The sequence below is a fragment of the Kribbella sp. NPDC059898 genome (assembly GCF_042730855.1).
GTDB lineage: Bacteria > Actinomycetota > Actinomycetes > Propionibacteriales > Kribbellaceae > Kribbella.
Map to the genome: position 1 here is coordinate 74,180 of NZ_JBHWKR010000006.1, position 18,421 is coordinate 92,600.

The window sequence follows — 18,421 nt, forward strand, 5'->3', positions numbered from 1 at the left end:
GGCTACGCGTCGAACACCCGGCGCCGGTTTCGACATCACTCCGCGGCGAGTGCCTCCAGTACGCCGTCGCCGTACTTGGCGAGCTTGTTCTCGCCGACGCCGCTGATCGTGCCGAGCTCCGTCAGCGAGGACGGCAGCTCGGTCGCGATCTGGCGCAGCGTCGCGTCGTGGAAGATGACGTACGCCGGGACGCCCTGCTCCTTGGCGACCGCGCCCCGCCATGCGCGCAACCGCTCGAACACCGGCGCGGCCTCCGGCGGCAGGTCCACGGCCACCTTCTTCGAACCGGACGACGACCGGGACTTCGACCGGAGCCGCTCGGGCTCGCGGCGCATCATCACCTCGCGCCGCCGGCCGAGCACCTCGCCGCTGTCCTCGGTCAGCACGAGCGTGCCGTAGTCGCCCTCGACCGCGAGCAGCTGCGACGCGAGCAGCTGCCGGACCACGCCCCGCCACTCGGTGTCCTTCAGCTCGGTGCCGATCCCGAACACGGTGAGCTGGTCGTGCCGGAACTGTTTGACCTTGTCGGTCTCCTTGCCGAGCAGGATGTCGATCAGCTGCCCGGCGCCGAACTTCTGCCCTCGCTCGTGCTGCAACCGGTACACCGTCGACAGTAGTTTCTGCGCCGCGATCGTGCCGTCCCAGGACTCGGGCGGTGTCAGGCAGGTGTCGCAGTTCCCGCAGGCCTCGCCCTGCTGGCCGAAGTACGCCAGGAGTTGCGAACGGCGGCACTCGACGGTCTCGCACAACGCGAGCATCGCGTCCAGATGCGCGCCCAGCCGGCGCCGGTGCGCGAGGTCGCCCTCGGAGGTGTCGATCATCTTCCGCTGCTGCACGACGTCCTGCAGACCGTACGCCAGCCAGGCCGTCGACGGCTGCCCGTCGCGGCCCGCGCGACCGGTCTCCTGGTAGTAGCCCTCGACGGACTTCGGCAGGTCGAGATGCGCGACGAACCGGACGTCCGGCTTGTCGATGCCCATCCCGAACGCGATCGTCGCGACCACGACGAGCCCGTCCTCACGGAGGAAGCGGGCCTGGTTCTGCGCGCGGGTCCGGCTGTCCAGGCCGGCGTGGTACGGCACCGCCTCGATCCCGTTCTGGGTGAGGAACGCCGCGGTCTTCTCGACGCTGTTCCGGGACAGGCAGTACACGATGCCGGCATCGCCCGCGTGCTCGGTGCGCAGCAGCTCGAGCAGCTGCCGCTGCGGGCTGTCCTTCGCGACGATCCGGTACTGGATGTTCGGCCGGTCGAAGCTCGCGACGAAGTGCTTCGCCTCGTCCAGCTTCAGCCGGGTCGCGATCTCCTGGTGGGTCGCCTCGGTCGCCGTCGCGGTCAAGGCGATCCGCGGCACGTCGGGCCAGCGCTCGTGCAGCTCGGACAGCATCAGGTAGTCGGGCCGGAAGTCGTGGCCCCACTGCGACACACAGTGCGCCTCGTCGATCGCGAACAGCGCGATCTTGCCCTGGTCGAGCAGCCGCACCGTGCCCTCGACCCGCAACCGCTCGGGCGCCAGGTACAGCAGGTCGAGCTCGCCGGTCAGGAACGCCTGCTCCACCTCACGGCGCTGCTCGAAGTCCTGCGTGGAGTTCAGGAATCCCGCCCGGACGCCGAGGGCCGTCAGCGCGTCGACCTGGTCCTGCATCAGCGCGATCAGCGGCGAGATCACCACCCCCACCCCGGACCGCACCAGCGACGGGATCTGGTAGCACAGCGACTTGCCGCCGCCGGTCGGCATCAGCACCAGCGCGTCGCCGCCCGCCACCACCGTGTCGATGATGGCGGCCTGCTCGCCGCGGAAGGCGTCGTACCCGAACACCCGCCGGAGGACCTGAAGGGCTTCGGAGTCGGGAAGTTCGGTCGTGTCACTCACCCCGGCGAGTTTAGTGAGTCCCGGCGGCCGATGCCGACACGATCGCCGCAGCCTGTGGATTACTCGGCAAGTTCGGCAGTTCCTCGGCCATCCACTGCCGTGGCGAGCAGCCCGCGATCGACTGGAACTCGCGGGTCAGGTGCGACTGGTCGGCGAACCCGGCGGCGGCCGCGACGTCGACGAGCCGCGTCCGGGGCCGGCGACGCAGGTACGCCGTGGCGCGCTCGAACCGCAGCACCCGGGACGCGACCTTCGGCGCCAGCCCGAACTCGGTGGTGAAACAGTCCGTCAGATGCCGCCGGCTCCACCCGACCTCGGCTGCCAGCTCCTGTACGCCGATGGCGCCCGCGGACTCGCACAACCGCAACCAGGCCCATCCGAGCTCGGGACGCGCCTCGACGGGCCGGCGCTCCCCGAGCCGCCGCAGCAGCAGGCCCTCGAGCAGGTCGAAGCGCAGGTCCCACGTCGGAGCCTCGCGGAGTTGCTCGGTCAGCTCGCGACCGCGCCGGCCGAGGAACTCGTCGAGATCAAGGACCACGGACCCGAGCTCACCGGGCGGCACCCCGAGGAGCGTCCGCGCGGCCGCGGGGGTGAGGGACAGTTGCACGCCGGCGCGGCTCGCCGTACCGGCGATCACGACCGCGGTGGAGTGCAGCCCGCCGATCAACGCGTCGTGCTTCTGCAGCCGGCCGCCCGGCCACGAGACGCCCAACGGCTCGTCGAGCGTGACCACGATCGTGAGATGGCGCGACGGCAGCCCACGGTGCACCTCCGGCGGCGGCGCGTCGGACGCGTAGCCGACCACGTCTCCGACGTACGGCCGCAGCGCCGGGTGCACCGCGCGGGTCGCGTATCCCATGTGAGCAGGCTAGAACCGGCCGCCGACAGAAATCAGTACTCCAGAATCCGGGACCGCCGTACCGGCATCCGGACGGGCGTGGCAGTATCGGAAGGTACGCACACCTAAGGAGAGATCGTCGTGCCTGCTCTGAGGTCCCGCACTGTCACCCACGGCCGCAACATGGCGGGCGCCCGCGCGCTCATGCAGGCCTCGGGGGTAGCCCGGGAGGACTTCGGGAAGCCGATCATCGCGGTGGCGAACAGCTTCACCGAGTTCGTCCCCGGCCACACCCACCTGGCCCCGGTCGGCCGGATCGTGTCCGAGGCGATCCACGCGGCCGGCGGGATCGCCCGCGAGTTCAACACGATCGCCGTCGACGACGGGATCGCGATGGGCCACGGCGGCATGCTCTACAGCCTGCCGTCCCGGGACCTGATCGCCGACTCGGTCGAGTACATGGTCGAGGCGCACTGCGCGGACGCGCTGGTCTGCATCTCGAACTGCGACAAGATCACCCCCGGCATGCTGAACGCCGCGCTCCGGCTGAACATCCCGACCGTGTTCGTCTCCGGCGGCCCGATGGAGGCCGGCCGGGCGACGCTGGTCGACGGCACGGTCCGCAAGCTCGACCTGATCGACGCGATGTCCGAGGCCGTGAACGAGAACGTCTCCGACGCCGACATCCTGCGGATCGAGGAGAACGCCTGCCCGACCTGCGGCTCCTGTTCCGGCATGTTCACCGCGAACTCGATGAACTGCCTGACCGAGGCGATCGGCCTGTCGCTGCCCGGCAACGGGTCCGTCCTGGCCACCCACACCGCTCGTCGCGCCCTGTACGAGAAGGCCGGCGAAACCGTCGTGGAGATCACGAAGCGGTACTACGACAACGACGACGCCACGGTGCTGCCGCGGAACATCGCGTCCAAGGAGGCCTTCGGCAACGCGATGGCCCTGGACATCGCGATGGGCGGCTCGACGAACACGATCCTGCACCTGCTGGCCGCCGCGCAGGAGGCCGAGGTCGGGTTCGACCTGGACGACATCAACGCCGTCTCCCGCCGGGTCCCGTGCCTGGCGAAGGTCGCGCCGAACGTCGCCCCGGGCGGTACGTACTACATGGAGGACGTGCACCGGGCCGGGGGCATCCCCGCGATCCTGGGCGAGCTGCACCGCGCCGGCCTGCTGAACGAGAACGTGCACACCGTGCACAGCGACTCGATCGACGACTGGCTGAAGACCTGGGACGTGCGCGGCGGATCGCCGTCGCCGGAGGCCGTCGAGCTGTGGCACGCGGCGCCGGGCTGCAAGCGGTCCGCGACGGCGTTCTCGCAGTCGGAGCGGTGGGAGACGCTGGACACCGACGCGGCCGGCGGCTGCATCCGCGACCGCGAGCACGCGTACTCCAAGGACGGCGGTCTCGGCGTACTGAAGGGCAACCTGGCCGTCGACGGCTGCGTCGTGAAGACGGCCGGCGTGGACGAGTCGATCTGGACCTTCGAAGGCCCCGCGGTGGTGTGCGAGTCGCAGGAGGAGGCCGTCGAGAAGATCCTCGCCAAGCAGGTCACGCCCGGCGACGTCGTGGTGATCCGCTACGAGGGCCCGAAGGGCGGCCCGGGCATGCAGGAGATGCTGTACCCGACCTCGTACCTGAAGGGCCGCGGACTCGGCAAGGTCTGCGCGCTGATCACCGACGGCCGCTTCTCCGGCGGTACGTCGGGACTCTCGATCGGGCACGCGTCGCCCGAGGCGGCCGCCGGCGGGACGATCGCCCTGGTCCAGGACGGCGACCGGATCCGGATCGACATCCCGAACCGCTCGATCGAGCTGCTCGTCTCCGACGAGGAGCTGGCCACCCGCGAGGCGGCTCTCGGCGGCGTGTACGCGCCGAAGAACCGCGACCGCAAGGTGTCCAACGCCCTGAAGACCTACGCCGCGATGGCCACCAGCGCGGACAAGGGCGCCGTACGGGACATCTCGAAGCTCGGTTAGAGCTCCAGGTCGAACGCGATGTTGATGGCCTCGGCCAGGGCGGGTTCCTGGTCGGGGTGCAGGTAGCCGATCAGCCGGCCGAGCTGCGACTTCGGGATGGTCTGGATGTTGTCGCAGGAGATCGCGCTGGCGTGGTCCAGGCCGTTGTCGACCCCGACCAGTACCTCGGTGGACAGGCCGCGGATCGTGCTGGTGATCGGGGCGACCGTGACGTTGGTCAGCCGCGGGCGGATGAGTTCGCGGGTCAGCACCACCACCGGCCGCGGTTTGTCGAGCCGGGCGATGTGCAGCGGACGCATCAGTCGAGTTCGAGTACTGTGCCGGCGGCCGCCGGGGCCAGGCCTTCGAGGTCGGGGTACCCGCCGTGCTGACTCAGCACGGCCAGGTCGCGGGCCGCGAGCTCGCGGCGGCGTTCGCGTTCCATCGCCCGGGCGACCACGGACGCCCGGCTGGTCGCCTTGTCGGTGGCGACCAGCTCGTCCATGAAGTCGACCAGGTCATCCGGCAACCGGACGGTGATCTGTTTGCTCATACCACGACCATACCGGGATGGGATTCATTTCGGTAGCGTCTGCTCGATCAGGGTTGACCAGAGCTGCTCGGCCGCCTCCCGGTCCTGTGCCGCGGGGGAGGGCTCGGTACGGCGTTCGCGGGAGTAGTACAGGCCCGTCTCGTCCGCGACGTCCGGCGACGTGGCCAGCCAGACGAGCGTGGCGGCGCCCTGCTCCGGCGTCCGCGCGAACGGCTTGGTCATCGCCATCATCAGCTTCATCAGCCGGCCGTTGTTCGTGTTGAACCCGGTCGCGACCAGCCCCGGCTCGAACGTGTACGTGTGGATCGTCGGCATCCGCCGGGCCAGCTCGCCACTCAGCAGGATCAGCGCGAGCTTGGTCTCGCCGTACCGCCGCAGCGAACCGCCCGCCAGCCGGGACGGCCCGGAGAAGTACCGGTCGCCGCCGAGGTCGCCGAAGTCGATCCGCTTCGCCTTCGCGTGCTCGTCCGACGCGGTCCCGATCACCCGGGCGCCCGGCGCGAGGTGGGTGGCGAGCTGGGTGGTGATCAGGTACGGCGCGACCACGTTCAGCGCCCAGGTCAGCTCGATCCCCTCCGGCGAGACCTGGTGCGTGCCGAAGATCGCGCCCGCGTTGTTGACCAGTACGTCGATCGCCGGCGCCCGCCCCGTGACGTCGCCGATCATCTTCCGGATCGACGCCTGCGACGTCAGGTCCGCCTCGAACACGTCCGCCTCGTCGAGCTCGGCCGCGACCCGCTCGGCCTTGTCCCGGTCCCGCGCCACCAGACCGACCCGGGCCCCGCGCGCGACCAGTTCCCGCGCACCCGCCAGCCCGATCCCGTTCGTTCCACCCGTGATCAGTACGTACATCGCCCCGACTCCTCCCCAGATCACCCCAGACTAGGAACCGAAGCGCGACCCCACCAGGTCTGAGGTCAGTTGGGGGAGAGGGCCGACCAGGTGATCAGGTCGGTGGCGGGCAGCGACGGGAGGGCCGCGATGGCGGCGAGTTCGCTGTCCAGGAGGCCGACCAGTTGGGCGAGGCGGGTGGTGGCGTCGGCGGCCTCGAGGAGCTTCTGCCGGTCGGGTGTCATCAGCTTCATCGCGGCGGACATCAGGTACGACAGCGTGCTCGGGTTGTCGGGCAGCTCGCCGAGGTGCAGGCCGGGGCGGCTGATCTCGCTGACCGCGTCGGCGTACTTGCGGAACCGCTCCAGCGCGATCGTTGCCGTGCCCAACGGGTCGTCGCCGAGGTCGTCGTCCAGCCACTCGACGTCCGCGACCAGGTAGTCGCCGCTGCCGTCCAGCTCGGACACCTTGAACCGCCGGTTGCCGGTCAGCGTGACCTCGATCGGCCCGTCCTCGTCCGCGTCCACCGCGATCTCGGAGATCGTTGCCGCGCACCCGGTCCCGTACAGCGACCGGAACACCCGCTCGCCGAGCTCGTACCCGTCCCGCACCGCGAGCGCCCCGCAGACCAGCTCCCCGCCGTTCTCGACCAGGTCGCGGACCACCGCACGCCCCTGCACGTCGGTGACCGGAATCGCCACCACCAGCCCGGGAAAGATCACCGTGTCGACAGTGAGCAACGGCAGGCGGGAGTCCATGCCGACGAGCCTAGTGGACAACCAGCGTGCTCACGTGCCGTGACCGGCCGGCCTGTGGATAGCCGGTCGGCGGCGGGGGTGGCGACCACTAGACTGACGGCATGATTCGCCGCGTCGACCTGCGGGGCCGAGTGGCGGCTGGTGAGGTGCTGAACCTCCAGGCCCTGGTCCCCCGAGCTGTGTTCGACGTCGAGGCTGCCCTCGACGTCGTCCGTCCGATCTGCCTGGACGTCCGCCATCGCGGACTCGCGGCGATCAGGGAGTACGGCGAGAAGTTCGACCATGTGCGGGTCGAGGACGTCCGGGTCCCGGCGGAGGCGCTGAAGACCGCGCTGGAGGAGCTCGACCCGGTGGTGCGGAGTGCCTTCGAGGAGTCGATCCGCCGGGTGCGCGAGGTCAGCGAGGACGAGCTGACCGCGGACGTCGCGTCGGAGCCCGCACCGGGCGGCCGGGTCACGCAGCGGTTCGTGCCGGTGCAGCGCGTCGGGCTGTACGTGCCGGGTGGTCGGGCGCCGTTGGCGTCGAGCGTCGTCATGAACGTCGTACCGGCACAGGTCGCCGGGGTGCCGTCGCTCGCCGTGGCATCCCCGCCACAGAAGGAGTTCGGCGGACTGCCGCACCCGACGGTGCTGGCGGTGTGTGCGCTTCTCGGGATCGAGGAGGTGTACGCGATGGGCGGCGCGCAGGCGATCGCCGGGTTCGCGTACGGCTTCGAGGGCTGCCCGAAGGTCAATCTGATCACAGGTCCCGGCAACATCTACGTGGTCGCCGCCAAGCGGTTCCTGCTGGGCGACGTCGGCATCGACTCCGAGGCCGGGCCCACCGAGATCGCGATCCTCGCCGACGACACCGCGGACCCGGCGCACGTCGCCGCGGACCTGATCAGCCAGGCCGAGCACGACCCGATGGCCGCCAGCGTGCTGGTCACACCGTCCGAGACCCTCGCCGCCGCCGTGGAGGCAGAGCTCCCGGGCCAGGTGACGCGGACCAAGCACGTCGAGCGCGTCACCGAAGCGCTGTCAGGGCAGCAGTCCGCCGTCGTGCTGGTCGACGACCTGGACCAGGGCACGGCCGTCGTGGACGCGTACGCCGCCGAGCACCTTGAGATCCAGACCGTGGACGCCGAGGAGCGTGCCGGGCAGATCACCAATGCCGGCGCGATTTTCGTCGGTGCCTGGTCGCCGGTCTCGCTCGGCGACTACTGCGCCGGCTCCAACCACGTGCTGCCGACCGCCGGCTGCGCGTGCCACTCGTCCGGCCTGTCCGTGCGCAGCTTCCTGAAAGCCGTGCACGTCATCAACTACTCCCGCGACGCGCTGCACGAGGTCGCCGGCCACGTGCTCGCGCTGGCGCACGCCGAGGACCTGCCCGCCCACGGCGCCGCGGTGTCGGCGCGGTTCCCAGGGGAGCGGTGATGGGCCGCTTCGACGGGCTGCCGATTCGCGAGGAGCTGAAGAGCTTCGAGCCGTACGGCGCCCCGCAGCTCGACGTCCCGATCCTCCTGAACGTCAACGAGAATCCGTACCCGCCGAGCGAGGACACCGTCCAGGACGTCGCCGCCTCGGTGGCGGAGGCGGCGCGCGGGATGAACCGCTACCCGGACCGCGAGTTCCTCGGCCTGCGCGCGGACCTCGCGGCGTACCTGGCCCATGAGTCCGGCGCGCAACTGGAGCCCGAGCAGCTGTGGGCGGCGAACGGGTCCAACGAGGTGATGCTGCACATCCTGCAGGCCTTCGGCGGCCCGGGCCGTACGGCACTGTCGTTCGCGCCGACGTACTCGATGTATCCGGAGTACGCGCGGGACACGAACACGGCCTGGGTCACCGGCCGCCGTGCCGAGGACTTCACGCTCGACCGGAGCAAGGCGATCGCCGCGATCTCCCGGCACCGCCCGTCGGTCGTGCTGCTCGCCTCGCCGAACAACCCGACCGGTACGGCGCTGCCGATCGACGTGACCGAGGCGATCGTCGCGCAGGCCGCGGCGCTCGGCTCGGTCGTGGTGGTCGACGAGGCGTACGCCGAGTTCCGCCGGGCCGGGACGCCCAGTGCGGTGTCGCTGCTGCCGTCGTACCCGAACCTGGCCGTCTCGCGCACGATGTCGAAGGCGTTCGCGATGGCCGGCGGGCGGGTCGGATACCTTGCCGCGAGCAAGCAGTTCGTGGACGCGCTGCGGATCGTCCGGCTGCCGTACCACCTGTCCGCGGTGACGCAGGCGACCGCCCGCGCGGCGCTGCGGCACGCCGGCGAACTGCTCGGCCGGGTCGAGCAGCTGCGGATCGAGCGCGACGAGACCGTCGACTGGCTGCGTTCGCTGGGCCTCCGCGCGGTCGACTCGGACGCGAACTTCGTGCTGTTCGGGACGTTCGCGGACCGGCACGCGGTCTGGCGGGCGTTGCTCGACGACGGCGTACTGATCCGCGAGACCGGGCCGGACGGCTGGCTCCGGGTCTCGATCGGCACCGGCGAGGAGATGGCGGCGTTCCGCGCCTCGCTGGAGCGCATCCTCAAGACCGACACGGGAAGGCAATCATGACCCGCAGCGCGCGGATCGACCGCGAAACGAGCGAGTCCAAGGTCCTGGTGGAGCTCGACCTGGACGGCACCGGCCGGGCCGACATCTCCACCGGTGTGGGCTTCTACGACCACATGCTCAACGCGCTGGCCAAGCACGCGCTGCTCGACCTGCACGTGAACACGGTCGGCGACCTGGAGATCGACGCGCACCACACGGTCGAGGACACCGCGATCGGTATCGGCCAGGCGCTGCGCGAGGCGCTGGGTGACAAGCGCGGCATCCGCCGGTTCGGTGACGCGACGGTCCCGCTGGACGAGGCGCTCGTGCACTGCACGGTCGACCTGTCCGGCCGGCCGTACTGTGTGCACACCGGCGAGCCGGAGGGTCAGGTGTACGCGATCATCGGCGGCGACTACGCCGGATCGCTGACCCAGCACGTGTTCGAGACGCTGGCGTTCAACGCGGCGATCTGCGTCCACATCCGGGTGTTGTCGGGCCGCGACCCGCACCACATCGTCGAGGCGCAGTTCAAGGCGTTCGCGCGGGCGCTGCGGGCCGCCGCCGAGCACGACCCGCGGCAGCCGGGCATCCCGTCCACCAAGGGTGCTCTGTGAGCAAGAAGGTCGTCCTGCTCGACTACGGCAGCGGCAACATCCGGTCGGGAGAGCGTGCCCTGCAACGGGTCGGGGCCGACGTCACGGTGACCGCGGACTTCGACGAGGCCAGTAACGCCGACGGCCTGCTGGTGCCGGGCGTCGGCGCGTTCGAGGCCTGCATGACCGGGTTGAAGGCGGTCCGTGGCGACGTCGTGGTCGATCGCCGGCTGACCGGCGGCCGCCCGGTGCTGGGGATCTGCGTCGGCATGCAGATCCTGTTCGCCCGCGGGATCGAGCACGGCGTCGAGACCGACGGCTGCGAGCAGTGGCCCGGTACCGTCGAGCGCCTGCGGCCCGAGGACGCCCAGCCGGTGCCGCACATGGGCTGGAACACGGTCGACGTACCGTCCGGGACGACGCTGTTCGACGGCGTGGAGAAGGAGCGCTTCTACTTCGTGCACTCGTACGGCGTCCGCACCTGGGAGCTCGACGACGCCCGCGCCTCGGTGGCCCCGCTGGTCACCTGGACGACGTACGGCGGGGACAAGTTCGTCGCCGCGGTCGAGAACGGGCCGCTGACGGCGACGCAGTTCCACCCGGAGAAGTCCGGCGACGCCGGCGCGACCCTCCTGGAGAACTGGGTCCGCTCGCTCTAGGACACCGCGCCGGGGAACGCGATCGGCGCGCCGCCCCAGGCCAGTTGGTTGCCGGCCGCGGTCTGCAGGGCGTCGATCGCGAACAGCCGGACCGGTGCCTGCTCGGCGGCCTCGACGAGGTCGCCGTACACGGCGGCGATCCGGCGTTCGACGTACAGGATCAGGGCGGTCGCCGTCGCGGCGTTCGTGACCGGCTGCGGGAGCTGGTACGCCGGCTGGGCCGCGACCGGGGTCTGGCCGGCGGCGACGATCAACGCGCTCAGGTGGTCGCGGTTGTCGCGATGCGCCCCGAACAGGTCGGTCGCCGCGCGGAACCGGGCGCCGTTCAGCTTCCCACCGGCCACGCCGACGCCGTACACCGCCGCATGCTCACCGGCGAGCGCGGCCTGGAGGGCGTCGACCTCGTTCACGATGCGGCTGCTTTCTTCTTGGCGGGGGCCAGAGTGATGCTGAGCTGGGACTCGGAGGCGGCGATCTCGGCGAGCAGCCTGGCCGGAGCGCCGGACAGCTTCGCGGCGGCCGCCACCTGCGCGGTGGCCGCGGCCTTCTCCTGCTTGGCGATCGCGGACAGCGCGGCAGCCTGCGAACTCGCCGGAGCGGCGGCCTTCGCCGGCTGGGCGGTCACACCTGCCGTCTCCTTGAGCTTCGCCAGGTGGCTGACGTGGTACTTCGCGCCCGCCGCCAGCTGCGCCCGGAGCGCGGGGAACTTCTGCGCCGCGGTTGTGTAGAGCTGGGACAATTGAGTCACCTGGGTCGCCGCGGCGCTGAGTGCGGCCACGACAGCCGGGTCGGCCGTCGGCGTCTCCGCGGTCGGTCCGGGTGACGTCGTACCGTTCACGGCGCCATTGGTGCCCTGCGTACCGGACGCGGCCGGGTCGTCCTTGCAGCCGGTCAGGGCGGCCGCGCCGGGAACCAGGGCAGCGGTCACCACGACCGTACGTCGTCTCAGGTGGCGTTCAGGCACGCCGGAACGATACCTGGTGACACGCCCACGACCCGGCCCGGGGACGGCCCGATGAGCGCGATCCGGGCACCGGGCGGATAGGGTGGGCTACTGCTCTCGGCGGAACCGCCGCGGGCACAACGGGTGCACAACTGGAGAGAGGCAGGTCAACCTGTGAGCCGAAAGCCGGACCACAAGGGTCACACGGACACCACGAGCCTCGAGAACTTCCTGCGGCCGATCGTCGAGCAGTTCGGCTGCGACTTGGAGGCCGCCGACATCGCGCCGGCCGGCCGCCGCCGGTTGCTGCGCGTGCTGGTCGACTCCGACGGCGGCATCAGCCTCGACGACGTCGCCGAGGTCACCCGGGCGATCTCCAAGGCGCTCGACGCCGACGACATCATGGGCGAGGGCGCGTACACGCTGGAGGTCTCCAGCCCCGGCGTGGACCGGCCGCTCACCCTGCCCCGGCACTGGCGGCGCAACCTCGACCGGCTGGTCAAGGTCGAGCTGGCCGCGGGTGAGACGCTCACCGGCCGGATCAAGTCCGCCTCCGACGAGGCGGCCGAACTGGACGTCGACGGCACGCGGCAGAGCGTCGCGTACGCCGACGTCGCAAAAGCGAAGGTCCAGATCGAGTTCAACCGGGCTGCCGGCAACGACACTGAGACATTTGACGGCGTAGAAACACCTGCCGACGGCACGGTGGAGGAGAACTGACATGGACATCGACATGGCCGTGCTGCGGTCGCTGGAACGGGAGAAGGACATCTCCCTGGACGTGGTCGTGGAGGCGATCGAGCAGGCGCTGCTGGTCGCGTACCACCGCACCGAGGGCGCGCAGCAGCACGCCCGCGCCGAGCTCGACCGGCGGACCGGGCACGTGACCATCTTCGCGCGGGAGCTCGCCGAGGACGGCACCGTGGCCCGCGAGTACGACGACACCCCGGACGACTTCGGCCGGATCGCGGCCACCACCGCCAAGCAGATCATCCTGCAGCGGCTCCGCGACGCCGAGGACGAGGTCCGGTACGGCGAGTTCTCCGGCAAGGAGGGCGACATCGTGTCCGGCGTCGTCCAGCAGGGCCGCGACCCGCGGTCGGTGATGGTCGACCTGGGCAAGATCGAGGCCGTCCTGCCGGCGCCCGAGCAGGTGCCGGGGGAGCAGTACGAGCACGGCTCCCGGCTGCGGGTGTACGTCGTCGGCGTCCGGAAGGGTTTCAAGGGCCCGCAGATCACGGTCAGCCGGACCCACCCGAACCTGGTGAAGAAGCTGTTCGCGCTGGAGGTCCCGGAGATCGCCGACGGCACGGTCGAGATCACCGCGATCGCGCGTGAGGCCGGTCACCGGACGAAGATCGCCGTACGGACCCTGAATCCGTCGGTGAACGGCAAGGGCGCCTGCATCGGGCCCATGGGGCAGCGGGTGCGGAACATCATGCACGAGCTGCACGGCGAGAAGATCGACATCATCGACCACAGCGACGACCCGGCGACGTTCGTCGGGAATGCGCTGTCGCCGGCGCAGGTTACGTCTGTCGAGGTGGTGGACGCCGCGGCCCGTGCGGCGCGCGTCGTCGTCCCCGACTACCAGCTCTCGCTCGCGATCGGCAAGGAAGGGCAGAACGCCCGCCTCGCGGCCCGGCTCACCGGCTGGCGGATCGACATCCGGCCGGATACCGATGTGACGCCTGAGCCGGAGAAGGTAGACTGATCTCTCGGTCGGTCGACTGAGTCGCAACCACACCCTGAGGAACAAGTGACAGACGCGCGTCCTGGCAACATTCGGGAGCGCACCTGCATCGGGTGCCGGAAGCGGTCCAGTCCGACTGATCTGCTGCGGATGACGGTGTCCGGAGGACTTGTCCTCCCGGATCCCGGGCGTCGGGCACCTGGTCGTGGAGCGCACCTGCACCCCACGACGGAGTGCTTCGAGCTGGCTGTCCGGCGCAAGGCGTTTCCACGGGCCTTCCGGGTCCTGGGCCCGCTCGACGTCACCGGGCTGCACGCCTACCTCGCGCAGCGTGATAATCAAGATGTACGCACGGTCTGACCGGACCGTGTGACCGACATGAAGGCGGGTCATCGACTCATGACCACTCGATGAGTGTCTACCGATGAGTGCAATGCGATGAGCATGTACGCCAGCTAACGGTCCGCGCCCAGGCTCGGACCAGAGGGAGAGTAGTGGCAAAGGTCCGGGTCTACGAGCTCGCGAAGGAGCTCGGAGTTACCAGCAAGGTCGTTCTGACCAGACTGAACGACATGGGCGAGTTCGTCCGATCGGCATCCTCGACGATCGAGGCACCAGTCGTTCGGCGGCTGGCGGAGGAGTTCGAGAAGAACCCGCCGAAGAAGCGCACGGCCAAGAAGGCCGCCGCGAGCACGTCTGCCGCGCCGCAGGCGACCGCACCGGTCGCCCCCGCGGCTCCGAGGCCGGCCCAGCCGGCCACCCCGAAGGCTCCGGCCGAGCGCCCCGCGCCGGCCGACCGTCCGGTGCCGGCCGAGCGGCCTGCACCGGCTGAGGCACGCACCGAGGCCCCGGCCCCGGTCGAGTCCGCACCGGCCGCCGAGGCGCCGGTGAAGTCCGCTCCGGCTCCGGGCGCCCGCCCGGGTCCGCGGCCAGGCCCGAAGCCGGGTCCGCGACAGGAGACCGCTCCGGCCGAGTCCGCTCCGGCGGCCCAGGTCCAGGCTCCGGCCGAGACCCCGGCCGCTCCGGTGACGCCGGCCTTCGAGGCACCTGCCGCCAGGCCGGCCGACAGCGTGGCCCCGGCTGCGCCGGCGGCCCGTGGTACCGGCGACAACACCTCGGCTGCGCGCCCAGGTGGTCCGGGTGCCGGCCCGCGTCCGGGTGGTCAAGGCCCGCGTCCGGGTGCGGCCCCGCGTCCGGGTGGCCAGGGCTCCGGCCCGCGTCCCGGTGCTCCGCGTCCGGGCGGCGAAGGTGCCCGCTCCGGCGGTTCGGCACGTTCCGACAGCCCGCGTCCGGGTGCGCCCCGTCCGGGTGCCCCGCGTCCCGGCGCTCCGCGTCCGGGTGGCGCTCCGGGCGGTGCGCCGCGGCCGGGCAACAACCCGTTCAGCTCGACCCAGGGCATGGGCCGCGGACCGCGTCCCGGCCCGGGTGGCGGCGGTTCCGACCGGCGGGGCCCGAGCCCGGCCGGTGCGACGCCGCGCCCGCCGCAGGGCCGCTCCGGCGGACCTGGTGGTCCGGGTGGCGGCGGTGACCGGCCGCGTCCGGCCGGCGGCGGCGTTCCGGGTGCTCCGCGCCCGAACCCGGCGATGATGCCGAAGTCCTCGGCCGGTACGTTCACCGGCCGCCCAGGTGGCGGCTCCGGTGGTCCCGGTGGCGGCCGTGGTGGTGGCGGCGGTGGCCGTCCGGGCGGTGCCCCGGGTGCCGGTCCGCGCGGTGGCGGCGGTGGCGGCGGCGGCTTCCGTCCCGGTGGCGGCGGCCCGAGCGGCCCGCCCGGTGGCGGCGGTGGCCGTCCGGGTCCGGGCAACCGGGGCCGTGGCGGGACGCAGGGTGCCTTCGGGCGTCCGGGCGGTCCGGCGCGCCGTGGCCGTAAGTCGAAGCGGGCCAAGCGCCAGGAATTCGACAACATGCAGGCCCCGGCGGTCGGTGGCGTCCGCGTCAAGCACGGTGACGGCGAGGTCGTGAAGCTGCCTCGTGGTGCCTCGCTGACGGACTTCGCCGAGAAGGTCGGAGTCGACCCGGCGTCGCTGGTCCAGGTGCTGTTCCACCTCGGTGAGATGGTCACCGCGACCCAGTCGGTGAACGAGGAGACGCTCGAGCTGCTCGGTACCGAGCTGAACTACGACGTCCAGATCGTCTCGCCGGAGGACGAGGACCGCGAGCTGCTGCAGTCGTTCGACATCGACTTCGGCAACGACGAGGGCGACGAGAGCGACCTGGCACCGCGGCCGCCGGTGGTGACCGTGATGGGTCACGTCGACCACGGTAAGACGAAGCTGCTGGACGCGATCCGGATGGCGAACGTCCAGGCCAAGGAAGCCGGCGGTATCACCCAGCACATCGGTGCGTATCAGGTGACCACCGAGGTCGACGGCCAGGAGCGGGCGATCACGTTCGTCGACACCCCGGGTCACGAGGCGTTCACCGCCATGCGTGCCCGTGGTGCGCAGGCCACCGACATCGTCATCCTGGTGGTCGCGGCCGACGACGGCGTGATGCCGCAGACGATCGAGGCGCTGAACCACGCCCGCGCGGCGGGTGTCCCGATCGTGGTCGCGGTGAACAAGATCGACGTCCCGGCGGCGGACCCGACCAAGGTGCGCGGTCAGCTGACCGAGTACGGCCTGGTGCCCGAGGAGTACGGCGGCGACACGATGTTCGTCGACGTCTCGGCCAAGTCCCGGATCAACATCGACGGCCTGCTCGAGGGCGTCGTACTGACCGCTGACGCGGCGCTGGATCTGCGGGCGAACCCGAAGATGCACGCCGAGGGCATCGCGATCGAGGCGAACCTGGACAAGGGCCGTGGTCCGGTGGCGACCGTGCTGGTGCAGCGCGGAACGCTGCGGGTCGGCGACTCGATGGTGGTCGGTCCGGCGTACGGCCGGGTCCGGGCCATGCTCGACGAGCACGGCGACCCGGTCGAGGAGGCGACGCCGTCGCGTCCGGTGCTGGTCCTCGGTCTGACCGCGGTTCCGGGTGCCGGTGACAAGTTCCTGGTCGTCGACGACGACCGCCAGGCCCGGCAGATCGCCGAGAAGCGCGAAGCCCGCGCCCGTGCGGCGGCCAACGCCAAGCGGCGCGTCCGCCGGACCCTCGAGGACTTCATGGCCTCGATGGAGAAGGGCGAGGCCCAGGAGCTGCTGCTGATCCTCAAGGGCGACGTGTCCGGTTCGGTCGAGGCGCTGGAAGACGCCCTGGTCCGGATCGAGGTCGGCGACGAGGTCAACCTGCGGATCATCGATCGCGGTGTCGGTGCGATCAACGAGAACGACGTCAACCTGGCCATCGCGTCGAACGCCGTCATCATCGGCTTCAACGTGCGGCCGGCGGGCAAGGCCGGTGACCTGGCCGAGCGCGAGGGCGTGGATGTCCGGTACTACTCGGTCATCTACTCGGCGATCGACGACATCGAGGCGGCCCTGAAGGGCATGCTGAAGCCGATCTACGAGGAGGTCACCCTCGGCCAGGCCGAGATCCGGGAGATCTTCCGCTCCTCGAAGGTGGGCAACATCGCCGGTTGCTGGGTGACCAGCGGCCTGCTCAAGCGGAACGCCAAGGTCCGGTTGATCCGGGACGGCGCCGTGGTCGTCGACAACTCCGAGCTGTCGTCGCTGAAGAGGTTCAAGGACGACGCGTCCGAGGTCCGCGAGGGCTTCGAGTGCGGTCTGACGATCAACAACTTCAACGACATCAAGATCGGCGACGTCGTCGAGGCGTTCGAACTGCGCGAGAAGCCGCGCAGCTGACGTAGGCGGTGACCCGGTCCGGGTCACCGGAGAGTAGCGTCCGGAGAGACTGCGGTCTCTCCGGACGTTGTTCATGAATGAGGGAGTGAGCCCTGATGGGTGAAGCAAGGGCGAAGCAGCTGGCCGACCGGATCCAGGTGCTCGTCGCGGAGCTGCTGGAGCGCCGCGTGAAGGACCCGCGGCTCGGGTTCGTCACGGTCACCGACGCCCGGCTGACCGGTGACCTGCGCGAGGCCAGCGTCTTCTACACGGTGTACGGCGACGAGCAGGCGCGGGCGAACACGGCCGCCGCCCTGGAGTCGGCGAAGGGCCTGATCCGCAGCGAGGTCGGCAAGGCGCTGGGTCTGCGGCACACGCCGAGCGTGGCGTTCTTCCTGGACGCCGTACCGGAGAACGCGGGCCAGATCGAGGAGCTGCTGGCCAAGGCCCGCGAGGCCGACGCCGAGGTGGCCAAGGCCGCCGCGGGCGCGAAGCCGGCCGGTGACGCCGACCCGTACAAGCGGCCGCACGACGAAGACGACGACGAGGACTGAGTACTGCGTTGAGCCTCGACTTCACGGCCACGTCCGACGGGATCGTGGTCGTCGACAAGCCGGGCGGTATGACGTCGCACACGGTCGTCGCCCGGATCCGCAAGCTGGCCGGCACCCGCAAGGTCGGGCATGCCGGCACGCTGGACCCGATGGCGACCGGGGTGCTGATCGTCGGGATCAACCGGGCGACCCGGCTGCTCGGCCACCTGCAGCTGGCGGACAAGTCGTACGACGCGACGATCCGGCTGGGCGCGACCACGACCACGGACGACGCCGAGGGCGAGGTGCTGGCCACGGCGCCGGTCGACGGGGTGACCGCGGACGCGATCGCGGCGGCGGTCGACGGGTTCCGCGGGGAGATCTCGCAGGTCCCGTCGAAGGTGTCCGCGATCAAGGTCGACGGCCGCCGGGCGTACGACCGGGTCCGGGCCGGCGAGGAGGTCGAGCTCAAGGCCCGCGCGGTGACGATCTCCCGGTACGACGTCCTCGACGTACGGCCGGACGCCGACGGCATCTCGGTCGACGTCTCGGTGGACTGTTCCAGCGGCACGTACATCCGGGCGCTGGCCCGCGACCTGGGCGCCCAGCTGGGAGTGGGCGGTCACCTGACCGCGCTCCGGCGTACCCGGGTCGGCTCGTTCGAGCTGTCGGTGGCGCATTCGCTGGAGGCGCTGGCGACGTCGTTCGACTGGCTGCCGATCGCGGACGTTGCCGCCGGCACCTTCCCGCGGTACGACGCGGACGACGCGCAGGCGGCGGCGATCCGTACCGGGCGGCCGCTGCCGGGGCTGGAGCTGGCGGCCGGGCAGACCGCGATGTTCGCGCCGGACGGCACGTTCCTGGCGCTCTACGAGCCGCGTGGACCGGTCGCGAAACCCACCGCGGTGTTCGTCGGCTGAAAACTGTCGGTGCCGCCCGTT

Annotated in this window: 19 protein-coding genes; 11 read left to right on the forward strand and 8 right to left on the reverse strand. The window is 71.0% G+C overall.

Annotated elements, in window-relative coordinates:
• Window positions 1–35: 35 nt before the first annotated feature.
• Window positions 36–1,871 carry a DNA helicase RecQ gene (recQ, locus tag ACFV9C_RS20265; RefSeq protein WP_380195658.1) on the reverse strand — a complete coding sequence of 612 codons (1,836 nt, stop codon included), beginning with the start codon at window positions 1,869–1,871 and terminating at the stop codon, window positions 36–38.
• Between the two features lie 10 nt (window positions 1,872–1,881).
• Window positions 1,882–2,730: a helix-turn-helix domain-containing protein gene (locus ACFV9C_RS20270; protein WP_380195660.1), complete on the reverse strand. Its 849-nt coding sequence runs from the start codon at window positions 2,728–2,730 to the stop codon at window positions 1,882–1,884.
• A gap of 120 nt (window positions 2,731–2,850) precedes the next feature.
• Here ACFV9C_RS20270 and ilvD point away from each other — a divergent pair, with 120 nt between their 5' ends.
• Window positions 2,851–4,701 (forward strand): dihydroxy-acid dehydratase, encoded by a 1,851-nt coding sequence (gene ilvD, locus ACFV9C_RS20275; RefSeq protein WP_380195662.1) that lies wholly within the window; start codon window positions 2,851–2,853, stop codon window positions 4,699–4,701.
• On the opposite strand, the gene ACFV9C_RS20280 is transcribed toward ilvD, so the two are convergent.
• The 4 genes from ACFV9C_RS20280 to ACFV9C_RS20295 all read right to left on the reverse strand — a co-directional run bounded on the left by ACFV9C_RS20280 (window position 4,698) and on the right by ACFV9C_RS20295 (window position 6,822).
• Entirely contained in the window at window positions 4,698–5,000 is a 303-nt protein-coding gene (locus tag ACFV9C_RS20280) for a type II toxin-antitoxin system PemK/MazF family toxin (RefSeq protein ID WP_380195664.1), read from the reverse strand. The two genes, ilvD and ACFV9C_RS20280, sit on opposite strands and share 4 nt — an antisense overlap.
• The gene (locus ACFV9C_RS20285; RefSeq protein ID WP_380195666.1) at window positions 5,000–5,233 is read right to left on the reverse strand and encodes a ribbon-helix-helix domain-containing protein; all 234 of its coding nucleotides are present in this window, start codon (window positions 5,231–5,233) and stop codon (window positions 5,000–5,002) included. Before ACFV9C_RS20285 ends, ACFV9C_RS20280 begins: the two co-directional genes overlap by 1 nt.
• A 24-nt stretch (window positions 5,234–5,257) precedes the next feature.
• On the reverse strand, window positions 5,258–6,085 hold the full coding sequence (locus ACFV9C_RS20290) for an SDR family NAD(P)-dependent oxidoreductase (RefSeq protein ID WP_380195668.1): 828 nt from the start codon (window positions 6,083–6,085) through the stop codon (window positions 5,258–5,260).
• A gap of 65 nt (window positions 6,086–6,150) precedes the next feature.
• Window positions 6,151–6,822: an LON peptidase substrate-binding domain-containing protein gene (locus tag ACFV9C_RS20295; RefSeq protein WP_380195670.1), complete on the reverse strand. Its 672-nt coding sequence runs from the start codon at window positions 6,820–6,822 to the stop codon at window positions 6,151–6,153.
• A 101-nt stretch (window positions 6,823–6,923) separates the two neighbouring features.
• On the opposite strand from ACFV9C_RS20295, the gene hisD reads away from it, so the two are divergent.
• Genes hisD through hisH form a run of 4 tightly spaced genes read left to right on the forward strand, consistent with a single transcriptional unit; the run spans window position 6,924 to window position 10,589 of the window.
• Window positions 6,924–8,237 carry a histidinol dehydrogenase gene (gene hisD / locus ACFV9C_RS20300; RefSeq protein WP_380195672.1) on the forward strand — a complete coding sequence of 438 codons (1,314 nt, stop codon included), beginning with the start codon at window positions 6,924–6,926 and terminating at the stop codon, window positions 8,235–8,237.
• Window positions 8,237–9,355, forward strand: coding sequence for a histidinol-phosphate transaminase (locus tag ACFV9C_RS20305; RefSeq protein WP_380195674.1), 1,119 nt, complete (start codon window positions 8,237–8,239; stop codon window positions 9,353–9,355). Before hisD ends, ACFV9C_RS20305 begins: the two co-directional genes overlap by 1 nt.
• The gene (gene hisB, locus ACFV9C_RS20310) at window positions 9,352–9,951 is read left to right on the forward strand and encodes an imidazoleglycerol-phosphate dehydratase HisB (protein WP_380195676.1); all 600 of its coding nucleotides are present in this window, start codon (window positions 9,352–9,354) and stop codon (window positions 9,949–9,951) included. The genes ACFV9C_RS20305 and hisB overlap by 4 nt, the downstream gene beginning before the upstream one ends.
• Entirely contained in the window at window positions 9,948–10,589 is a 642-nt protein-coding gene (gene hisH / locus ACFV9C_RS20315; RefSeq protein WP_380195678.1) for an imidazole glycerol phosphate synthase subunit HisH, read from the forward strand. The genes hisB and hisH overlap by 4 nt, the downstream gene beginning before the upstream one ends.
• On the opposite strand, the gene ACFV9C_RS20320 is transcribed toward hisH, so the two are convergent.
• Window positions 10,586–10,999 carry a ferritin-like domain-containing protein gene (locus tag ACFV9C_RS20320; protein WP_380195680.1) on the reverse strand — a complete coding sequence of 138 codons (414 nt, stop codon included), beginning with the start codon at window positions 10,997–10,999 and terminating at the stop codon, window positions 10,586–10,588. The genes hisH and ACFV9C_RS20320 overlap by 4 nt on opposite strands.
• Window positions 10,996–11,553 carry a cell division protein FtsK gene (locus ACFV9C_RS20325; RefSeq protein WP_380195682.1) on the reverse strand — a complete coding sequence of 186 codons (558 nt, stop codon included), beginning with the start codon at window positions 11,551–11,553 and terminating at the stop codon, window positions 10,996–10,998. Before ACFV9C_RS20325 ends, ACFV9C_RS20320 begins: the two co-directional genes overlap by 4 nt.
• Window positions 11,554–11,706: 153 nt before the next feature.
• On the opposite strand from ACFV9C_RS20325, the gene rimP reads away from it, so the two are divergent.
• The 6 genes from rimP to truB all read left to right on the forward strand — a co-directional run bounded on the left by rimP (window position 11,707) and on the right by truB (window position 18,400).
• On the forward strand, window positions 11,707–12,252 hold the full coding sequence (gene rimP / locus ACFV9C_RS20330; protein WP_380195684.1) for a ribosome maturation factor RimP: 546 nt from the start codon (window positions 11,707–11,709) through the stop codon (window positions 12,250–12,252).
• A 1-nt stretch (window position 12,253) separates the two neighbouring features.
• A complete protein-coding gene (gene nusA / locus ACFV9C_RS20335; protein WP_380195686.1) occupies window positions 12,254–13,246 on the forward strand; it encodes a transcription termination factor NusA in 993 nt (330 codons plus the stop codon).
• A 45-nt stretch (window positions 13,247–13,291) separates the two neighbouring features.
• A complete protein-coding gene (locus tag ACFV9C_RS20340; protein ID WP_380195688.1) occupies window positions 13,292–13,585 on the forward strand; it encodes a YlxR family protein in 294 nt (97 codons plus the stop codon).
• Between the two features lie 134 nt (window positions 13,586–13,719).
• Window positions 13,720–16,968 (forward strand): translation initiation factor IF-2, encoded by a 3,249-nt coding sequence (gene infB, locus ACFV9C_RS20345; RefSeq protein WP_380195690.1) that lies wholly within the window; start codon window positions 13,720–13,722, stop codon window positions 16,966–16,968.
• A gap of 95 nt (window positions 16,969–17,063) precedes the next feature.
• Complete coding sequence (rbfA, locus tag ACFV9C_RS20350; RefSeq protein WP_380195692.1) at window positions 17,064–17,501, forward strand: 30S ribosome-binding factor RbfA; 438 nt, start codon at window positions 17,064–17,066, stop codon at window positions 17,499–17,501.
• Window positions 17,502–17,509: 8 nt separating this feature from the next.
• The gene (gene truB, locus ACFV9C_RS20355) at window positions 17,510–18,400 is read left to right on the forward strand and encodes a tRNA pseudouridine(55) synthase TruB (protein WP_380195694.1); all 891 of its coding nucleotides are present in this window, start codon (window positions 17,510–17,512) and stop codon (window positions 18,398–18,400) included.
• Window positions 18,401–18,421 lie beyond the last annotated feature (21 nt).

Excerpts from the sequence above, each read along its gene's own strand:
- ACFV9C_RS20295 (WP_380195670.1), bottom strand. The coding sequence starts at position 6,822 with ATGGACTCCCGCCTGCCGTTGCTCACTGTCGACACGGTGATCTTTCCC.
- rbfA (WP_380195692.1), top strand. The coding sequence starts at position 17,064 with ATGGGTGAAGCAAGGGCGAAGCAGCTGGCCGACCGGATCCAGGTGCTC.
- hisB (WP_380195676.1), top strand. The coding sequence starts at position 9,352 with ATGACCCGCAGCGCGCGGATCGACCGCGAAACGAGCGAGTCCAAGGTC.
- ACFV9C_RS20285 (WP_380195666.1), bottom strand. The coding sequence starts at position 5,233 with ATGAGCAAACAGATCACCGTCCGGTTGCCGGATGACCTGGTCGACTTC.
- ACFV9C_RS20305 (WP_380195674.1), top strand. The coding sequence starts at position 8,237 with ATGGGCCGCTTCGACGGGCTGCCGATTCGCGAGGAGCTGAAGAGCTTC.
- ACFV9C_RS20280 (WP_380195664.1), bottom strand. The coding sequence starts at position 5,000 with ATGCGTCCGCTGCACATCGCCCGGCTCGACAAACCGCGGCCGGTGGTG.
- hisD (WP_380195672.1), top strand. The coding sequence starts at position 6,924 with ATGATTCGCCGCGTCGACCTGCGGGGCCGAGTGGCGGCTGGTGAGGTG.
- ACFV9C_RS20290 (WP_380195668.1), bottom strand. The coding sequence starts at position 6,085 with ATGTACGTACTGATCACGGGTGGAACGAACGGGATCGGGCTGGCGGGT.
- ACFV9C_RS20270 (WP_380195660.1), bottom strand. The coding sequence starts at position 2,730 with ATGGGATACGCGACCCGCGCGGTGCACCCGGCGCTGCGGCCGTACGTC.
- nusA (WP_380195686.1), top strand. The coding sequence starts at position 12,254 with ATGGACATCGACATGGCCGTGCTGCGGTCGCTGGAACGGGAGAAGGAC.